Origin of the sequence: Brevibacillus reuszeri (genome assembly GCF_002897295.1) — a bacterium.
Lineage (GTDB): Bacteria > Bacillota > Bacilli > Brevibacillales > Brevibacillaceae > Brevibacillus > Brevibacillus reuszeri_A.
The window spans coordinates 157,972-177,610 of sequence record NZ_BEXF01000005.1 but is presented as its reverse complement, the minus strand read 5'-3'; the positions used below and the strand labels follow the sequence as shown (position 1 = coordinate 177,610).

Below are 19,639 nucleotides of genomic sequence, written 5' to 3'. Positions count from 1 at the left end.
CATTGTCCAGTCTGGCTCCCCATTCTTCATCCCTGTAGAAAAAAAGTAAAGTGGCTGTTAGCCACTTTACTTTGCATACTCAACTGCCCTCGTTTCACGGATAACCGTTACCTTAATATGACCTGGGTAGTCGAGTTCATTTTCAATTCGTTTGGTGATCTCCCGTGCCAGACGGGTAGCTTCCGCATCGTCAATCTTTTCAGGTTGTACCATCACGCGAATTTCGCGTCCTGCTTGAATCGCATAAGACTTTTCTACGCCATCGAACGACTCAGAGATTTCTTCCAGTTTCTCCAAACGTCTGATATAAGTTTCCAATGTCTCACGGCGTGCACCTGGGCGTGCAGCAGACAGAGCGTCCGCAGCTCCCACGAGCATGGCAATGACGGATGTTGGTTCGGTATCACCGTGATGAGAAGCAATACTGTTAACAACCACATGATGCTCATTGTACTTCTTAGCCAGTTCCACACCGATTTCTACGTGAGAACCTTCCACTTCATGGTCGATTGCTTTTCCGATATCGTGCAGGAGACCTGCTCGCTTAGCCAGCTTGACGTCTTCTTTTAATTCTGCCGCCATCAAACCTGCTAAATGGGCAACCTCCATGGAGTGCTTCAACACGTTTTGACCGTAGCTTGTACGATAGCGCAAGCGTCCCAAAATCTTGATCAGATCCGGGTGCAGTCCATGTACACCGGTTTCAAACGTTGCTTGTTCACCGTATTCACGGATTCGTTCATCTACCTCGCGACGTGCCTTCTCTACCATTTCCTCAATACGGGCTGGGTGAATGCGTCCGTCAGCGACTAGTTTATCCAAAGCCGTTTTGGCAATTTCTCGACGAACTGGATCGAAGCCAGACAGGATAACTGCTTCAGGAGTATCGTCAATAATCAGATCGATACCAGTCAGCGTCTCCAGTGCTCGAATGTTTCGTCCCTCACGTCCGATAATCCGTCCCTTCATTTCGTCATTTGGCAGGGTTACAACAGAAACAGTGGTTTCTGCTACGTGATCCGCTGCACAACGCTGGATGGAGGTCGTGATAATCTCGCGAGCACGCTTGTCCGCTTCTTCCTTGGCTTGTGTTTCGATCTCTTTGATCATCACAGCCATTTCATGGCGAACCGTGTTTTCCACGTCCGTCAGAATGATATTTTTCGCTTCATCCTGCGTCAAGCCGGAAATGCGTTCCAACTCGGATACTTGTTCTTTATATAAGTGCTCTACCTTGCTTTGCAATTCTGCGATGGAACGGTCGCGCTCTGATAATTCTTCTTCTTTACGCTCCAACTGCTCCATCTTGCGGTCCAACGATTCTTCTTTTTGGAGGATTCGTCGTTCCTGACGCTGGATCTCGTTACGTCTGTCACGCAACTCGTTTTCTGCTTCGGAACGAAGCTTGAACACTTCATCCTTAGCTTCCAGCACCTTTTCCTTTTTAACGGCTTCGGCGTCCCGTTTCGCTTCTTCAACGATCTGACGTGCAGCTTCTTCTGCACTAGAGATCTTCGCTTCCGCAATGGATCTGCGAATGAAGTAGCCAGCACCCAAACCGATAAGCAGGGCGACGAGCACAATAACTACTGTGAGTATAGGTTCCATAGGCTTTTTCGTTTCACCTCCTTATTGTAAGACATCTCCCCGCTTTCCAAGCATTTGTTTTTCATGGAGTGCCGCTGTCGTTTTGCTCTCACTTTCGAACATTCGACTAAAAAACAAGACCGACTATACTCGGTCCGCTGAATCCGCACATGTCATGCACGGTTTTTCAGTTGTTCTGTAGGCAACGAGTGAGCAAATCGAAAAAAGTTATGATACACCAAGTAAATACAAACCTATTTTATTATTTGTGAACAAGAATTGTCAAGATCATGCAAATAGAGTCACCCTTGTTCATCCTCTCTCTGACGCAATTCTCCTCTAATTTGTTGAACAATGGAATGAGAGAAGCCTTTGCGCATGAGCATAGATAATAGTTTGCGCTCTTCGTCAGGATTAGGTGGGCCTTGCAGGCGACGTGCTTTTTTCTCTATCAATGATCTGGCGGCCTCTAGCTCAGCCTCTTTGGAAACACCACTGACAGCATCCTCCACGATCGATCTGTCCACGCCTCTCTGCTGCAGCTCCATACGCAGCATATAGGGGCTTCGCTGCTTCAAGCGTAGCCGTTCATCCACCCATTGCTTCGCGAATACCTTGTCATCTATGTATCCTAGTTCCACACATCGCTGACAAACCTCTTCTGCTACTTTTGGTTCAAACCCTTTCTCTAGCAAATAGGACTGCAGCTGGCTGCTCGTTCTTGGTCGAATACCGAGATAGCGAAGCGCTCCTAAATATGCCTTGTGCTTCTCTTCAGCCACTAGTACTTCATGATAAAAGGCTTCATCCACTTCGGTTCCCTTAAAAAGGTTGTACTTTACCAGTATGTCTTCATGAACCGTAAACGCATACTCATCATTTATCTCAATATGATATCTTTGTTTTTGCTTCATGTCGCGGTGCACGGACGTAATCTGACCACTCTTCATCTCTTTTCCCTCCCTTCCCTTCTATTTACGTGAACAAAACAGCCTGTCTCATCGACAGGCTGTTAATATGAATTCTACCATTCATCTGGATTATTCCAGATCAAATGTTGGCTCTTCGTCTTGCTCCGGATCATTCACTGGTTCTGCTTCTGGAACGGATCCAGGATTGAGGCTGAAGTATTCGCGAACCTTTGTTTCAATTTGCGTAGCAATGTGAGGATTCTCTTTCAGGAACACTTTCGAATTCTCACGACCCTGACCGAGGCGCTCTTCGTTAAAGGAGTACCAAGCACCACTCTTTTGTACGACGTCGATTTCGGAACCGATATCGAGGATGCTACCTTCTCTGGAAATTCCCTCGCCGTACATGATGTCCACTTCTGCGACCTTGAACGGAGGAGCCACTTTGTTTTTGACAACCTTGATCTTCGTCTTGCTACCAAGAATGTCGTTACCGACCTTGATGGACTCTGCCTTACGTACATCGAGTCGTACGCTCGCGTAGAACTTCAGAGCGCGTCCACCCGGTGTAGTTTCTGGATTACCGAACATTACGCCAACTTTTTCACGAAGCTGGTTAATGAAGATGGCGATTGTTTTGGACTTGTTAATCGCTCCGGAAAGCTTGCGCAGCGCTTGAGACATCAAGCGAGCTTGCAAACCTACGTGGGAATCTCCCATCTCGCCTTCGATCTCGGCTTTTGGAACCAATGCCGCTACCGAGTCAATTACGATAATATCTACTGCACCGGAGCGAACCAATGCTTCTGCGATTTCCAGTGCTTGCTCACCTGTGTCAGGCTGAGACAAAAGCAACTCATCAATATTTACACCGAGCTTAGCAGCATAGACTGGGTCGAGTGCGTGCTCTGCATCGATAAAGGCAGCTTGTCCGCCCTGTCTTTGAACTTCTGCAATAGCGTGGAGAGCAACGGTTGTTTTACCCGAAGATTCTGGTCCATAAATTTCAATAATGCGTCCACGTGGGAATCCACCTACACCAAGTGCGATATCAAGAGCTAACGCACCGCTGGAGACGGTTGAAATCGAAACGTTGGATACTTCCCCCAACTTCATAATGGAACCTTTACCGAACTGCTTTTCTATCTGACGCAATGCACTTTCTAAAGCTGCGCGACGATCTGACAAATGGTACACACCCTTTCAACATTCGCTTCTGTTTTGCTTGTCTTCATCATACATCGAGACAGAAGGGTTTGCCAAGTATTTTTTACGAACAAATATTCGCATATAAGAAAAACAGCCATTTCCTGGGTTTTTCCCCAGAAAAATGGCTGCAGTTGTCGATTCAAAGACTACCTGATTAGGAACGCTTCGCTCCACGTGGCTTAGCTGGCTCCAAATTGATCCGTTTTCCATTGATGCGTGTTTGACGCAAGGACTCATAAACGAACGCTGCCACTTCTTCTGGAACCTCCACGAAGGTAAAGTTCTCGAAAATGTCAATGCGTCCGACAGACTTCCCTGGGATCCCTACTGATTCAGAAATTTCCCGAACCAGATCTTGCGGCTTCATGTTTGCGTTGCGACCAACGTTGAGGAAGAAACGAACCATGCCTTTAGCAGCACCAGTCTCTCCGAAGTTGTACGCTTCTGTTTCCTGCGCCTGGCCAACTTCACTATGGAATGCCAGATGCAGGGCAGCTGCCGCTACTTTTTCAGCCGGATATTGTCCAACCAGGGCATCTGCTACCTTTTGATACATATCTGCAATGGAATCTGTTTCAAGCAAGCTGGTCAATTGCTCACGCAGTTGCTCCTGCTTGCGTTCTGCAACCTCTTCCAGAGAAGGTACGTTTCTGGACAGCACTTGTGCTTTTGTTTGCTTTTGAATGAACATCATTTGTCTTACTTCGCGCGGCGTAACAAGTGTCATCGCAATACCTTTGCGGCCTGCACGACCTGTACGTCCAATGCGGTGAACATAGCTCTCAGAGTCCTGTGGAATGTCGTAGTTAATTACGTGAGAAACGTTCCCTACGTCAATACCACGTGCTGCTACGTCTGTCGCGATCAAAAACTCGATGGAGCCTTCACGGAATGCATTCATTACCTTGTCGCGCTGTGCCTGAGAGAGGTCACCATGCAAGCCGTCTGCGAGATATCCGCGAGATTGCAATACCTCGGACAGCTCATCCACACCGCGCTTGGTGCGGCAGAAAATGATTCCCAGCTCAACATCTTCACTGTCCAGGATGCGGCAGAGGCTCTCCACTTTATTGCGGTCAAATACTTTGTAATAGACTTGTTCAATCAACGGTGCAGTAACTTCTTCACGGCTTACAGCAACTGTTTGTGGCTGCTTCATGTAACGAACAGCAAGGCGCTTGATTTCAGGCGGCATCGTCGCGGAGAAGAGCAAGGTTTGACGCTCTTCTGGCATATGCTGAATGATTGTTTCAATATCCTCAATGAAGCCCATATCGAGCATTTCATCCGCTTCATCAAGTACCAGAGTATGTACATGCTCCAGCTTCAGCGTTTTACGACGCAGATGGTCCATAACACGTCCTGGTGTACCTACTACTACTTGCACGCCTTGGCGAAGCGCACGGATTTGGTGCCCGATGGATTGTCCGCCGTAAATCGGCAGTGTACGCACTTTGTTGTATTTGGAAATACGCAAAAGCTCTCCAGCCACCTGAATAGCCAGCTCGCGAGTAGGCGTCAATACGATGGCTTGCACACGGTTAGCCGGGGTAACTTTTTCAATAAGTGGAATCCCAAAGGCAGCCGTTTTACCTGTACCGGTTTGCGCTTGTCCAATCAGGTCTCCGCCATCCAGTACTTTTGGAATGCACGCTGCCTGAATCGGCGATGGTTCTTCGAAGCCCATGTCGTGGATGGCTTGAAGAATAGATTTATGTAAAGGAAAATCAGAAAAAATCGTCATAAAATGTCACCTTTCTTTTTGCATTTGCAGCGCATAAAATAGCGCAAATTTAGCAGCACGCCCAACAATCGCATGCCGTCTTCCCGCGAGGCGTAGTTCCTTCACGACTGTCGGCTTTCCTTGTGCCGCAATTCCTACATAGACCAAACCAACAGGCTTGCCTTCTGATGAATCGGGTCCAGCCACACCCGTTACGGATACACCGTACGTTGTTCCCAGCTTTTCTCTTACGTTTTCGGCAAGCAGCCTAGCTGTTTCTTCGCTAATCGCGCCAACCGTATGTAACACCTGTTCTGGCACATCCAACACCTGATGCTTGACTGCATTTGTATAGCAAACGATTCCGCCGCCAAAAACGGCAGAGCTTCCCGATACCGAGGTGATGAGAGAAGCAACGGTTCCACCTGTACAGCTTTCCGCACAAGCGATTGTTTCCCCGCGCTGTTTGAGCTCGTTTACCAATACCTCGTGCAGCGATGAGTTTTCACCCATGCCGTACACATACTGCCCAACCCGATCTCTTATTTCCTTTTCAACAGGCAAAATCAAGGCTTCCCCTTCTTCTGCCGACGACGCCCGTGCAGTGATTCGCAGTGTTACCTCAAATTCCTTTGCGTAAGGAGCAATCGTTGGATTGTCTTGCTTCTCGATCAAGTCGAGCAATCGTTCTTCCAAGGCTGATTCTCCGATACCGTAAAAGCGAAGCACATGAGAATGAAACACCTGCTTCTTTGGCAATAAACCAATCAAATACGGCATGACGTGAGTCTCAACCATCGGGTAGAGTTCACTTGGCGGTCCAGGCAAAAGCACGAACGTACTACTGTCATGACGGATCGCCATGCCAGGCGCCATCCCGAAATCATTGGAGAAGACATGACTGCCAGCAAGCACTAATGCCTGCTTCCGGTTGTTCTCCGTCATGACAATCCCACGTTGCAAAAAGAAATCCTCAATCCGCTTCATTGCCTCAGGATTCGTTTCCAAGCCAACTCCTACGTGCTCTGCTACCGATTCCTTTGTCAAATCATCTTGTGTTGGTCCAAGTCCGCCAGTAAAAATGACGAGATCGGATCGACTTGCCGCGAGACGAATGACTTGGAGTAACCGCTCCGTGTTATCTCCTACAACGGTATGAAAATAAACTCCCACGCCAATATCCGCCAGCTTCTGTGAAAGAAACTGGGCGTTTGTATTGGCGATTTGACCTAACAAAAGCTCGGTCCCCACCGCAATAATCTCCGCTCTCATCTTCCTCATCCATTCTCTTAGAGAGTAGAAAAGCCTCTAAACTAACAGTTTACCATCGATAACCGTTCTAGAGAAGCCTCTTGTGAAAAAAGAGACCAATACCCGCATTTACGAGTATTGGATAACGTTGCGGTTCTTCGAAAAATAGTCGTATCCGGAGTAAAGCGTGATGAGGACCATTGCCCAAATGGCAACCTCGTCAAATGGGATACCGAAGAAGGCAAATGGAAAGTTGCGAATCATTACGGCTGTAACGGCAACAATCTGTACCCATGTCTTCAGTTTACCCAGTGCGCTAGCGGCAATAACCTGTCCTTCTGCCGCTGCAACCAACCGTAGACCTGTCACCGCAAACTCCCTGCTGATGATGACGATGGCAATCCATGCTTCCAAACGCTGCATTTCCACCAACGAAATCAGAGCCGCAGAAATCAATAGCTTATCCGCGAGCGGATCGAGAAACTTGCCCAAGTTCGTTACGATTTTCCTTTTGCGCGCGATATAACCGTCGAGTCCGTCCGTACTGGCTGCCAGGATAAACACCAAAGCCGCAATCAGCTCGTTATAGGTCATCGTCAGGCTGCCAATGGAAAACGTCCCGATGTTGTATTTCACCAGCAGAAAAAACATAACTACTGGCACCAGGAAAATCCTAGCGAGGGTGATACGGTTGGCGAGATTCACCTAGACTACCTCCCCAGCTAAATCGTACTCATAGGAGTGCGTAATCTTTACTTTCACAATGGAGCCTAATTCTCCTTTGAAGCCCGAGACAAACACTTCGCCATCGATTTCAGGTGCATCGTACTGTGTACGCCCTACGTAAATATCATTACGACCTTCGTATCGCTCAATCAGTACTTCCAAAACCTGACCGACAAATCGGCTATTGCGCTCATCAGCAATCTCGCGCTGAATTTCCATCAAGATATTCGCACGCTTCTCCTTCAGTTCCTCATCTACGTGATCTGGCAGACGGGATGCCGGAGTGTCATCTTCGTTGGAATACGTAAATACACCCAAGCGGTCGAAGCGAATATCTTTGACAAACTCGGAAAGACGCTCAAAATCTTCGTCGGTTTCACCTGGGAAGCCTACTATCAAAGAGGTACGCAATGCAACATCAGGCACTTGTGCACGAATTTTCGCCACTAGCTCACGGATATCTGTTTGGCGACCTGGGCGGCGCATTCTTTTCAAAATCTGATCCTCTGAGTGCTGCAGAGGCATATCGATGTACTTGCAGACTTTTGGATTCGTCGCAAATGTATGGATCAGTTCGTCAGTAAAGAAGCCTGGATAAGCATAATGCAAGCGTATCCATTGAATGCCCTCAACCTCAGCCAAACGATTCAACAGCTCAGGAAGCATCAGTTTGCCATCATAAATGTCCGTACCATAATTTGTCGAATCCTGTGCGATCAAGCTGATTTCCACAATCCCTTGCTCGGCCAGGTGACGGGCTTCTTCCACAATTGATTCGATTGTACGGCTGCGGAAGCCTCCACGCATAAGCGGAATACTGCAAAACGTACATGCATTGTCACAGCCCTCAGCAATTTTAATGTACGCTGAGTACGTGCCAGATTTTACTTTCCGTTTCACTACATCTTCGTACGTAAAAATAGGATTCCCTACAAAAATCGGACGCTTTCCTTCTAGCGATTCCTCAATGATCCCTGTAATGGACATAAAATCGCCCGTTCCGACAATACCATCCACCTCAGGAATCTCATTCAAGATGTCCTCTTTGTAACGTTGGGTGAGACAGCCTGCCACCACTAGCGATTTTAGCTTTCCGGATTCTTTTAGTTCAGCCATATCGAGAATCTTGTTTACCGATTCTTCTTTAGCAGCGTCGATGAATCCACAGGTATTGACAATGACCACGGTTGCTTCGTCTGGATTGTCAACCAGTTCATAGCCTTTTTCATCTATCAGATGGGCCATCATGTCAGAATCGACCAGATTCTTTTCACAGCCCAGCGTAACAATCGCTACTTTTTCTCGCGTGCCTACCTTCTCTGCCATCTTTTTTCCTCCAATTGGTCACACCAGCCCATATTACACCTACTCAGTATAATATAAGCCTAAAGGAAGTGTCAAAAGTGACAAAAGTATGAAAGGCAAGCTTAGCGCTTGCCTACTGTGTTGCCGTTTCTTTTATTTTGAAGTTGATATTGGACGGTTTGAACTTTAATTTCGTCATATCGATCGCCACACCATTAACGGTCATTTCCAAAACGGTTGGATTACCGAGACGCACATACGCCGTTTTACCAAGCTCAATCGTTTTTTCTTCCGTAGCTCCGGACTTTAATTCGCCTTCTGCCACGTACTTCTTACCTTTACCTTCCGATACGCCATACCAGCTTCGGTCCGATTTCACCTTGAGATAAACAGTCACCTTGTCTCCGCCTTGCACAGAGTAGTTGTAGATCGAGCCTTGCTGGGACTCAAAAGTGATAGCTGCCTGAGGAGTTTCAGGAGTGGTTTCCGGTGGTGCTATTCCCGGATCTGGAGTTGTTGGTGTGCCAGTTGGCGGTGGAGTTTGGACAGGCGGAGCCGGAGTCGCACCACTGCCAGCTTGACCAGGTGTAGTGATTTCGGCTCCTGGGTTCACGGTTCCACCTGGCACAGTTGGTGCGGTCATTTCTCCGTTGCTATTTACAAAAGCGATGTAAATTACGCCAATAATCAATGCAATAAAAAGTACCAGCAAGGTTTTGGTTACCCACCGGCCTCCTTGCAGCGGATTATTAGCCGAAGCTACTCGACGTCTGCGCAGTCTCTCCACTTGCTCAGTAGGTGGCTGTGATGGCAGATCCGACTGAAAATGACTCATGATGTGATTCGGATCGAGACCTACCGCCTCTGCATAGCTTTTTATAAATGCACGCGCATAAAAGTGGCCAGGAAGTACATGAAAATGCCCCCTTTCAATGGCTTCCAAATATCGCCGCTGTATCTTGGTGATTCGTTGGATGTCGTCGAGCGAGATTCCTTTTTCCTCGCGGGCTCTTTGTAGCACTTGGCCTAGCTCAGACACAGCTGCCCCTCCTTAATTCATGTCAAAATTATCAAAGCCGCGGTTGTTGATTAACTCGTATGTAATTTCTTCGTCTGGATGATGGCGCAGCTCGATAATGTAATGAAAATCAGATAACTCATACTCTGATTCCCTTACAAAAATATCGGGATGCTCAATAATTTTCGCGGCAGGAAAGTTCATGATCTCCCGAAGTAAGGTGTAGTGCTTCTCGGTTGACCGCATAGTAGAAACAATTCCATCAATCAAATATACATGATCATCGGACAATTCATCAATGGCTAATGAACTGCGGACCGTCTGACGCAACAGCGTCGACGAAATAAACGTCCACCTTTTATTGGCCGAAACACTGGCAGCAATCATGGATTCCGTTTTTCCTACACGAGGCATTCCCCGGATTCCGATCAGCTGGTGCCCTTCTTTTTTGAGAATTTCCGCCATAAAGTCAACGAGCAAGCCCAACTCATCACGAACGAAGCGAAACGTTTTCTTGTCTTCGCTATCGCGTTCGATGTAACGACCATGGCGAACTGCCAATCGATCGAGCATCGTGGGCGGACGCAGCCTCGTTATGGTTATGTTGTCCATTTTTTGCACAACGTTGCGCAAAACCTCAACTTTTTCATCATCATCCGTTAAAAGCAGCATGCCCCGGCGCATCGTATCTACACCGTTAATCGTGACGATGTTAATGTTCAACATACCCAGAATAGAAGCTACGTCCCCTAAAAGACCAGGACGGTTACGGGCAATTTCGTACTCCATATACCATTCTTTTTTTGCTTCCATATGCAATCCTCTCCGCCACCCAAAATTCTCTTCTTATGTAGTATAACATGTTCCGAACAATCGACAATCGCGAAAAGAAAAATCCCCAAAAGAAGGGGATTTCAAAGCCTAATTGCCACGGCTTACTTCACCGGGGTTCTGAACAAGCTTGACCATGAGCGAAGCCAAAGCTTGCTGCTGCTGTTGATCGCCCGCGTCCCAGAGCTGCTTCAACAGACGCTCTTGATCGTTTTTCGGGTCCACTTGCTCAGCCAGATAGCCGCCAATTTGGTAGGCAACGTTTTGTAATGTTTCACTTTCCATCCCAGCCTGTTTCGCTTGTTCTACGCGATCTCCGAGAAATTCTTTCCAGTCGCGAAAATTGTCAAGAATCGACATAGCGAAAATCCCTCCTTTTGTACGTTGCGAACAGGTTTGCTGCCCACACAAAAGGTAGATTTCCATCTTTTCACCTAAATTATTCATGCTTTTGCTCTTACGTGTACCAACCGCCATTTGGACTAATAATTTGGCCGGTTACATAGCTCGCTTCTCGTGTCAAAAGGAATCGCACGACGGCTGCAACTTCTTCTGGTCGTCCCAAACGATTGGCAGGGATTTCTTCGGCGATCATGGCCAGCTCTTCAGACGAAAATTTTTGCATCATCCCGCCTTCAATAGCGCCCGGAGCTACAGCATTTACCGTGATGCCATTCGGTGCAAGCTCTTTGGCCAAGGCTTTGGTAAATGTATTTATCGCTCCTTTGGACAAGGAATAAAGCACTTCACAAGAGCCGCCTGTCATACCCCAAATCGAAGAAATATTGACAATACGCCCGTACCTCTCACGCAGCATTGCTGGCAACGCTGCCTGACTCACCAAAAATGAAGAGCGCACATTGAGATTGATCATTTCGTCAAACATGTCTACGGAAACATCGGAAAAAAGTCCGACGTGGTCGACCGAAGCGTTGTTCACGATCAACAGAGGTGCTATTGGCATAGCCTCGAACATGACTGCAATCTGCTGCGGATCTCGTAAATCCGCTTGCAGCTTGCAAGAAGGCACCCCTAACGAGTGACACTTATGTAGGAGGGAATCCAGTTTTGATTCGGCTTGATGATAATGAAGATAGAGGGGAACTCCCACCTCAGCCAGGCAGGAGGCAATCGCCTGCCCGATCTCGCCGGAAGCTCCCGTAATCAACGCCCATGGCGCATTTTGCTGCATAATTGCTCACTACTCCTGTGGCGAAGCAGAACGCACGATCGAAACAGCTATTTGCTCGGGAACAAAATGTTCTTTCAATCGCTCGTAGGCATCTTCGCGGGTGATCGACTCGAGAGTCGGCACCACGGAAAACAGATCGTTACCATTAAACTTGAAGCTGGTAAACTGGTTGGCAATAAATTCAACAGAATTTAGCGAACGCAAGAAGTTACCGATTTTCTTTCTCTTTGCCCGCTCGAAATCATCCTGATCGATACCTGCTTGCTTCAATTGTTCAATCTCCGCTTTGATGGTCTCAACCAGCCGTTCCGGATCAGGTGTATCGCCGCCAATGATGGTATACGCATAATCCTGCTCGCTGCTGTAGTCAAAATCAAAGCTTTCCGTTATCAACCCACTGTCGTACAGACGCTCATAAACAGCGGAGCTGGTGCCAAACGCAAGGTCCAATATCAGTTTAGTAGTCAGCTCACGTTTTAACAAGGCTTCCTTGGTAATTCCATTTTCTCTTTCTTTAATCCCAATCATGCATTTCGGGAGCCCGACTGTCAGAAACGCTTCTACTTTTGCCTGAGCAGGTGCAGCTGGTTCTTCCGGAAATACTCTTGTAATTTGCGGTGCAGGCGGAAACTCCTTTGCCGACTGGTTCTCGCGGATCAAATTCATCATCGCTTCCGGCTCAAAGGAACCGACCACGAGCAGAAGCATATTGGCAGGGTGATAAAACGTTTCGTAGCATTGATATAGATATTCTTTGGTGATATGCGAGATGGTTTCAATCGTACCCGCAATCTCGATATTGATCGGATACTTTTGATACATGGCCTTGAGCAGGTTCATGTATACTTTCCAGTCCGGATTATCATCGTACATTGTGATTTCCTGACCAATGATCCCCTTTTCCTTTTCTACGCTGGCATCCGTAAAATAAGGTTCCTGTACATAGTCGAGGAGAAGATTCAAGTTGTCATCGAGTTTATCCGTGCACGAAAAAAGATACGCGGTCCGATTAAAGCTCGTAAACGCATTGCAGGACGCGCCATTTTTACTAAACTCATGCATGACATCTCGATCTTTTTTCTCAAACATCTTGTGCTCAAGAAAATGGGCGATGCCGTCAGGGACATTGATTTCTTCCCCGCTCCTCGTGCGGAAATGGCTGTCGATGGAACCATAACGAGTAGTAAAGACGGCATAGGTCTTACTGAACCCTTGCTTTGGAACTAAATAGACTTGCAGTCCATTCTCCAGCTTTTCGTGATATACGGTTTCGTTTACTTGCTCAAAAACGGTCGTCTGCATTATTGTGCCTCTCCCTTCTTGTCCCGCAGGAGATAGATGGTGTCGATGTTCACTTTATCTGCGACTTGCTTGATCTCATCAATTGTCACGTCGTTGATCGCTTGCAGCAGCTCAGTTAATTGGCGCTTCCGACCACTAATAACCCCATTGTAGGTAAAGTCAATCATGCCGCGAGCACTATCTGTCAGCTCTCTGAACTGGTTGCTCAAGGTAGCGCGCGTCAGCCCCATTTCTTCTTCAGAAATGCTTCCTTTTCCCATCAAATCGAGCTGCTCTTTGATAATCTCGACAGCTCTTTGATACTTGTTGACATCAATGCCGGACATCATCATCAGGATGCCCTTGTGGCTTTCTAACCGGGAAACAGCATAATAAGCGAGGCTTTCTTTTTCACGCACGTTCACAAACAGCTTTGAGTGGGGAAATCCACCCAATACTCCGTTGTACATAAGCAATGCTGGATAATCATCGTCTTTGTACGTAATTTGCGTACGGCACCCGATGTTGAGCTTCGCTTGATTGACATCCAATCGATCGATCACTTCACGCTCTGCTGAAACTTGTTTTGGTGTATTGGGTAACTGGAGCGCTTTTACATTCGTGCGCTCAAGAGGAACCTGGGCGCGTATGATTTCAGACACATTTTGCGGCTCCACATCGCCCACTACGAACATATTAATCGGATTGGATGCTGTGAGTTCTTGGAAATACGTATAGAGATCCTCACCTGTTATATTCGGCAAGTCTTCTACCCTACCTTGCGCAAGCAGAGAAAATGGCTCTCCCTTGCACATTTCTTCCGTCACTCTTTGATTGGCATACTTCATTTTGTCGTCAATCAGGCTCTCCATTCGCTTGCGGAGAGTCTCTTTTTCCTGCGTCACGTATTTCTCCAGAAAGGCACCGTTTTCAACATGTGGCCTGGTCAGCATGTCTCCGACAAACTGAATAGCGGCTTCCAACAGAGTCGCATCCTTTGAGAGATACTTCTCGTTCGGCACCTCCATATAGATTTGCAGGACTTGACGCTCCCCTTTTTTCATCACATCTACGTCAAAGATCGCACCATACAGGAAATCAAGATGCGCACGCAATCGTTTCGTTTCGGGGAACCTGGCAGTAGCCCGTTTCATTACCATGGCGAGTAACGCCGTTTTTGTCACGTGTTCCTCCGACAGCGCCTGTTCAATCATTGTCACAATGGTGGTTGTTTTGAACTTGGCGGTCGGCAGGATATGTACGTTCATCCCGTTTACCTGGGAGCTTTGAAACGCAATTTCGGTTGTTTGCCCACTCATATCCCATTCTCCCTTCTCCATCAGCTTACCCCTCTATTGTAACCAATTGGCAGGCCATCAAGCATCAGAATCTTCCAATGTCTTCTTCCTTTTATCAGCGTATGCGTGCAGAGCTGACGCTACCCCTCATCACACGCTCAAATATGCTGATAAAAAACCTCTATCGAGGTCTCATCAAGGAGGAACGATCATGTATAAGAGAAAAAAAGAACAAGTCACGCTGCTTCAATCCAGCACGACTTGTCCCCCAAAATTTACAAATCCGTATAGTCCCATTCTCTCGCGTCTTCCTGCATAACATTTTCTTCAACAAAGCGCCCACAGTCGGAAGTCAGACAAAGCATGCCGTCCAACTGCTCGTCATGAAACGGCAAGCCGTGAGTTCCCCCACAATAAGGACATGTCCACATACGAAGTCACACCTCTCTAAAAAGGATGTTCTTCATCTAGTTTGTCCCATCAGGAAAAAGGGCTTGCAATTTTATTTTGTTCCCAAAATCGCAAGTAATCATAAGCATCGATGGCACGATCGTTGTCGTTCCGGTAAAGCCCGAAATGTAGATGAGGAGCAAACATCCCAACCGTTCCTGCCCCACCGTAGCCCGTATCACCTACAAACCCGATCAATTGTCCTGCCTGTATAGTATCGCCAATGAGCAATCCAGGAGCATAGGCACTCAAATGCGCATAATACATGCGATATTGTCCCGATGCGTCTGTAATATTGACACGCCAGCCTCCATACGTGTTCCACCCGATGCGATTAATTGTCCCTGTCGATACGGAATAAACGGGGGTACCTTTTGGCGCCATAATATCAATGCCTTCATGACTGCGAACACTTCCACTGTTACTTTCGGTCCATTCACGATCAGAGCCAAAGCTGTCGCCATAAGGCTCATACCAGCTGCGATTATTAAATGGAAAGTGATAGCTGCTCTCGAGTAGTTTACTATCTCCCACATTTTTGGAAAGCGGGTTTAATGCTTTTCTCGATCCATCCGGTAGAAACAAAATCTGATCAATCGTCAGGTTGTCCGAGGACAAGTAGTTATTCTTTTTAATCGCACTCATCGTAGTGCCATGTTGGCTGGCAATTTCACTCAAGGTATCTCCAGCTTGCACAACGTATGGGTTCGTTGCTGTCCCCACGACTGCTACTGAATCGTCTGGCTCCTGTGACTCGATCTGTGCGACCCGTGCGATTTGATCCCAATAGACCCGATAACCAAGCGCCTCACTGACAAAGCGGATGGGAATCAGTGTACGATTGCTAACAATTTTCGGCGGCACATCAAGTGTATAGTGCTTTCCATTCACATAAGCGATATTTTTCTCCACGATTAACGATACACGTCTTCCCTTTTGTTCGAGCGTAACCTGTTTGCTCTCAGCGTCATAACTTACTTTCGCGCCTGTTGCTTCAGCAATAAAGCGAATGGGCACAAGCATGCGTCCGTTTTCATTTTGCGGCTGTACGTCGGAAAACACACCTTTTCCATTTACCATCAGAGATACCGTAGGGCCTTGCTCTTCTGCCACAGCTTCCTCGCTCGCACCAAGCATCCCAAAATATAGGCTCAGACAAATAAAAAAAGCGCCTAGAAGTCTGGGCCGATGAAGTCTGCTGCTCTTATGTAGACAGCGGTTCATTTCATTCCCTCCCCGCACGATTTCACCATAAAAATTATCGCACAGAGAAAGAGCCAGGTTCTAGACGCTAAATTATGTCAACTATCGAGAGCCGGTATCGTATGGTTTGCCCAATGCTGCTGGAGCACTTGAACGACCAACCAAACCAGCCATAACAAGAATCGTCAATACGTACGGAAGCATGAAGATAAACTCCGTTGGTACATATTGGGTCAATCCGAAGATTTGAACCAGCGATTTAATCGCTTGAGCGACACCAAAGAACAGTGCTGCTCCCATCGCACCAGCTGGATGCCATTTTCCGAAGATCAAAGCTGCAATCGCAATAAAGCCTTGTCCCGAAACCGTATTATGCGAAAAGTTACTTGTTGTCGTCAAAGAAATGGTTGCTCCACCTAATGCAGCAAGAGCACCACTGATCATGACGGCTGTATAACGCATTTTCTTTACGTTGATCCCTACAGCGTCAGCTGCACGTGGATGTTCCCCTACTGCACGCAGTCGCAAGCCAAACGGAGTCTTGAACACCAAAAACCATGTCAAAAACACCAGAATAAATGCGATGTAGCTTGTAGGATACGCTTCAAAAATAGCATGACCCAAGTAAGGAATATCGTGCAAACCTGGGATGCTCCATTTGCCGAATACTTGGCTCAATGTCGTTGTTTGACCAGCACCATTGAAAATGATTTTGGTCAAGTAAACGGATAAACCTGCTGCCAAGAAGTTCAAAGCAACCCCACTTACTGTCTGGTCTGCCTTAAAAGATACGGAAGCTACCGCATGTGGCAAGGCAAAAATGGCCCCACCAATACCCGCAGCTATAAACCCTACCCATGGCGCCAAGCTTCCAAGTGAATCCTGGAAGGCAAAGGTCATGACCGCACCAGTAAAAGCCCCAATGATCATCATGCCCTCTAGTGCGATGTTCACCACACCAGAACGCTCTGAAAAAAGTCCACCCAATGACGCAAAAATCAAGGCAGTGGAAAACACGATGGTATCATGAACGAGGTTGCTAAGAATTATTCCCCAATCCATCAGTTTCCACCTTCCTTTTTCTTCTTCAAGATTGGTTTCACAAAAATCTTCACAATTCCGTGAGCTGCCACGAAGAAAATAACGGAAGCGATTACCACCCGAATCAACTCAACAGGAACACCAGCGCCGAATTTCATACCTGCGGAACCGAACGTCAAAATACCAAACAAAATCGCTGCGAGAACAACACCAAGTGGACTATTTCCACCGATCAGCGCAACCGCAATTCCATCAAAGCCATAGCCAGGCTGTGAGGTCATAATTGCTTGGTAATGGAAGACGCCCAAGATTTCGCAAGCTCCCCCGATACCAGCAAACATACCGCCAATGAACATCGCTTTCACGACATTGCGATTTACGTTCATCCCCGCGTATTCAGACGCATGCGGATTCAACCCTACCGCACGCAATTCATAACCGGATTTCGTCTTCCAAAGAATGACGTAGAAGAAAATAGCTGCAAGAATTGCAATGAGAGTTCCCCAGTGCAAACGAGCACTGTCAAACATTGCGGAAAGCCAGCTGATCGTAATCACAGCCGAATCCTGGATCATTTCAGAGCGCTGCTGACCGGCTGGGATATAGAATGCATTCATTACCCAGTTAGCAAAGTAGAGCGCTACCCAGTTCAGCATGATACTTGTAATAACCTCGTTTACTCCCCTAGCTGCTTTTAAATAACCAGCAATGGAGCCCCACAAGCCACCAGCTACTGCCCCTGCAATGACTGCGAGTGGCGCATGAATATACGCTGGCAAATCAAATGATACACCTACCGCAGTAGAAGCAACCATCCCAACGATAAATTGCCCTTCTGCACCGATGTTAAACAAGCCTGTCCGAAAGGCAAATGCCACAGCCAGACCCGTAAAAATGAGCGGTGTAATCTGCCGTATCGTTTCCCCAAAGTTATAGGCGCTGCCAAATACCTTCTCTAAAAGAGCCACATATGCTTTAACAGGATTGAAACCACCTGCAAGCATGGCCACAGCCCCGGTTAAGAGACCGAGAATGATTGCAACGAGAGGAACGAGGAACGATTCTTTTGTAAAGACGGCAATCACTTTATTCATCGTTTCTCCCCTCCATCTAGCCCTTTTCCGCCAGACATCATCAAGCCAAGTTCTTGCTCGGTTGTAGATTTGGCATCGACAATCCCTACAATTTGACCTTCATAAATGACAGCAATCCGGTCAGATACATTGATAACCTCATCCAGCTCCAAAGACAGCAAGAGTACTGCTTTGCCATTATCCCGTTGTTCAATCAAACGGCGATGGATAAACTCAATCGCACCAACGTCCAAGCCACGCGTTGGCTGTGCGGCGATCAAGAGATCTGGATTTTTGTCCACTTCACGGGCAATAATCGCCTTCTGCTGATTACCGCCGGATAGAGCGCGAGCCGGAGTATAAATACTCGGTGTACGGACGTCAAACTCTTCGATGAGCTTAGCCGCATGCTTGTCAATAGCGCCATAATCGAGAAAACCGTTCTTATTAAACGTAGGATGGAAATACGTTTCCAATACCATATTTTCACTCATGGTGAAATCAAGAATCAAACCACGCTTATGTCTGTCTTCCGGGATATGGGACAATCCGGACTCCGAGATGTTGCGCGGAGGTTGGTTGGTGATTTCTTTGCCATTAAGAAGGACACGCCCACTTGTTGCTTTACGTAACCCTGTCAATACTTCAATCAGCTCACTCTGACCATTTCCATCTACACCAGCAATCCCTAGGATTTCGCCAGCACGTACTTCTAAGCTCAGGTTATTGAGTGCATTAACTCCACGATTGCCCATCGCAGTCACATTTTCTACAGCCAAAATTGTTTGCTTCGGCGAAGCTTCAATCTTGTCGACGCGGAAGTTTACTTCACGGCCCACCATTTTCGCCGCCAAATCATCCGGATTCGTGTCTTTGATCAATACAGAATCGATCACTCTTCCTCTGCGAATAATCGTAACTGCATCACATACCGCCATAATTTCCTTTAGCTTGTGTGTGATCAGGATAATCGTTTTACCTTCTTTAACCAAATTATGCATAATTTCAATAAGTTCATGGATCTCCTGAGGGGTCAATACGGCGGTAGGCTCGTCAAAAATCAGGATATCCGCTCCGCGGTAAAGCGTTTTCAAAATCTCTACACGCTGCTGCATACCGACAGAGATATCTTGAATCTTTGCTCGTGGATCTACTTTCAATCCGTAGCGGTCAGAAAGCTTCTCTACTTCTTTCTCAGCGTGTCGAATATCTATCTGCAACCCGTTTTTCGGTTCGTTTCCAAGAACAATATTTTCAGTTACGGTAAACGTTTCAACTAGCATAAAGTGCTGATGCACCATCCCAATGCCAAGCTCATTCGCGACATTCGGACTTGTAATTTTTACAGACTTTTCGTTAATGAGAATTTCGCCTTCTTCAGGCTGATACAAACCAAATAAAACGTTCATTAAGGTAGACTTGCCAGCGCCATTTTCGCCGAGAAGCGCATGAATTTCCCCATGCTTCACGGACAAGGTAATATTGTCATTTGCAATGATCCCTGGGAAACGCTTGGTAATACCACGCATTTCAACAACAT

The 19,639-nt window shown here is 47.1% G+C and carries 18 protein-coding genes; all 18 read right to left on the bottom strand.

Going from position 1 to position 19,639, the window contains the following annotated elements; all coding sequences use genetic code 11:
- Positions 1 to 66: 66 nt before the first annotated feature.
- Entirely contained in the window at positions 67 to 1,608 is a 1,542-nt protein-coding gene (gene rny / locus C3B52_RS10465) for a ribonuclease Y (RefSeq protein ID WP_103106025.1), read from the bottom strand.
- 281 nt (positions 1,609 to 1,889) lie between these two features.
- Positions 1,890 to 2,537: a RecX family transcriptional regulator gene (locus C3B52_RS10460; RefSeq protein WP_103106024.1), complete on the bottom strand. Its 648-nt coding sequence runs from the start codon at positions 2,535 to 2,537 to the stop codon at positions 1,890 to 1,892.
- Between the two features lie 90 nt (positions 2,538 to 2,627).
- Complete coding sequence (gene recA / locus C3B52_RS10455; RefSeq protein WP_103106023.1) at positions 2,628 to 3,686, bottom strand: recombinase RecA; 1,059 nt, start codon at positions 3,684 to 3,686, stop codon at positions 2,628 to 2,630.
- 175 nt (positions 3,687 to 3,861) lie between these two features.
- Entirely contained in the window at positions 3,862 to 5,451 is a 1,590-nt protein-coding gene (locus C3B52_RS10450) for a DEAD/DEAH box helicase (protein ID WP_103106022.1), read from the bottom strand.
- 6 nt (positions 5,452 to 5,457) lie between these two features.
- Positions 5,458 to 6,702, bottom strand: coding sequence for a competence/damage-inducible protein A (locus C3B52_RS10445; RefSeq protein WP_103106021.1), 1,245 nt, complete (start codon positions 6,700 to 6,702; stop codon positions 5,458 to 5,460).
- A gap of 108 nt (positions 6,703 to 6,810) precedes the next feature.
- A complete protein-coding gene (pgsA, locus tag C3B52_RS10440; protein ID WP_103106020.1) occupies positions 6,811 to 7,386 on the bottom strand; it encodes a CDP-diacylglycerol--glycerol-3-phosphate 3-phosphatidyltransferase in 576 nt (191 codons plus the stop codon).
- Positions 7,387 to 8,733, bottom strand: coding sequence for a 30S ribosomal protein S12 methylthiotransferase RimO (rimO, locus tag C3B52_RS10435; protein ID WP_103106019.1), 1,347 nt, complete (start codon positions 8,731 to 8,733; stop codon positions 7,387 to 7,389).
- A gap of 112 nt (positions 8,734 to 8,845) precedes the next feature.
- Positions 8,846 to 9,751 (bottom strand): helix-turn-helix domain-containing protein, encoded by a 906-nt coding sequence (locus C3B52_RS10430; protein ID WP_103106018.1) that lies wholly within the window; start codon positions 9,749 to 9,751, stop codon positions 8,846 to 8,848.
- Positions 9,752 to 9,763: 12 nt separating this feature from the next.
- The gene (locus C3B52_RS10425; protein WP_103106017.1) at positions 9,764 to 10,543 is read right to left on the bottom strand and encodes a YmfK family protein; all 780 of its coding nucleotides are present in this window, start codon (positions 10,541 to 10,543) and stop codon (positions 9,764 to 9,766) included.
- Between the two features lie 108 nt (positions 10,544 to 10,651).
- Positions 10,652 to 10,921 (bottom strand): DUF3243 domain-containing protein, encoded by a 270-nt coding sequence (locus C3B52_RS10420; RefSeq protein ID WP_103106016.1) that lies wholly within the window; start codon positions 10,919 to 10,921, stop codon positions 10,652 to 10,654.
- A 97-nt stretch (positions 10,922 to 11,018) separates the two neighbouring features.
- On the bottom strand, positions 11,019 to 11,753 hold the full coding sequence (gene ymfI / locus C3B52_RS10415; RefSeq protein ID WP_201264866.1) for an elongation factor P 5-aminopentanone reductase: 735 nt from the start codon (positions 11,751 to 11,753) through the stop codon (positions 11,019 to 11,021).
- A gap of 9 nt (positions 11,754 to 11,762) precedes the next feature.
- Positions 11,763 to 13,055 (bottom strand): EF-P 5-aminopentanol modification-associated protein YfmH, encoded by a 1,293-nt coding sequence (gene yfmH, locus C3B52_RS10410; protein ID WP_103106014.1) that lies wholly within the window; start codon positions 13,053 to 13,055, stop codon positions 11,763 to 11,765.
- Complete coding sequence (yfmF, locus tag C3B52_RS10405) at positions 13,055 to 14,353, bottom strand: EF-P 5-aminopentanol modification-associated protein YfmF (RefSeq protein WP_103106189.1); 1,299 nt, start codon at positions 14,351 to 14,353, stop codon at positions 13,055 to 13,057. Before yfmF ends, yfmH begins: the two co-directional genes overlap by 1 nt.
- 254 nt (positions 14,354 to 14,607) lie before the next feature.
- Positions 14,608 to 14,763 carry a hypothetical protein gene (locus C3B52_RS36375; protein WP_164684740.1) on the bottom strand — a complete coding sequence of 52 codons (156 nt, stop codon included), beginning with the start codon at positions 14,761 to 14,763 and terminating at the stop codon, positions 14,608 to 14,610.
- 49 nt (positions 14,764 to 14,812) lie between these two features.
- Complete coding sequence (locus C3B52_RS10400) at positions 14,813 to 16,006, bottom strand: stalk domain-containing protein (protein ID WP_103106013.1); 1,194 nt, start codon at positions 16,004 to 16,006, stop codon at positions 14,813 to 14,815.
- An 81-nt stretch (positions 16,007 to 16,087) separates the two neighbouring features.
- The gene (locus C3B52_RS10395; RefSeq protein WP_103106012.1) at positions 16,088 to 17,047 is read right to left on the bottom strand and encodes an ABC transporter permease; all 960 of its coding nucleotides are present in this window, start codon (positions 17,045 to 17,047) and stop codon (positions 16,088 to 16,090) included.
- Positions 17,047 to 18,120 (bottom strand): ABC transporter permease, encoded by a 1,074-nt coding sequence (locus C3B52_RS10390; RefSeq protein WP_103106011.1) that lies wholly within the window; start codon positions 18,118 to 18,120, stop codon positions 17,047 to 17,049. The genes C3B52_RS10395 and C3B52_RS10390 overlap by 1 nt, the downstream gene beginning before the upstream one ends.
- A complete protein-coding gene (locus C3B52_RS10385; RefSeq protein WP_201264872.1) occupies positions 18,117 to 19,628 on the bottom strand; it encodes an ABC transporter ATP-binding protein in 1,512 nt (503 codons plus the stop codon). Before C3B52_RS10385 ends, C3B52_RS10390 begins: the two co-directional genes overlap by 4 nt.
- Positions 19,629 to 19,639: the final 11 nt, after the last annotated feature.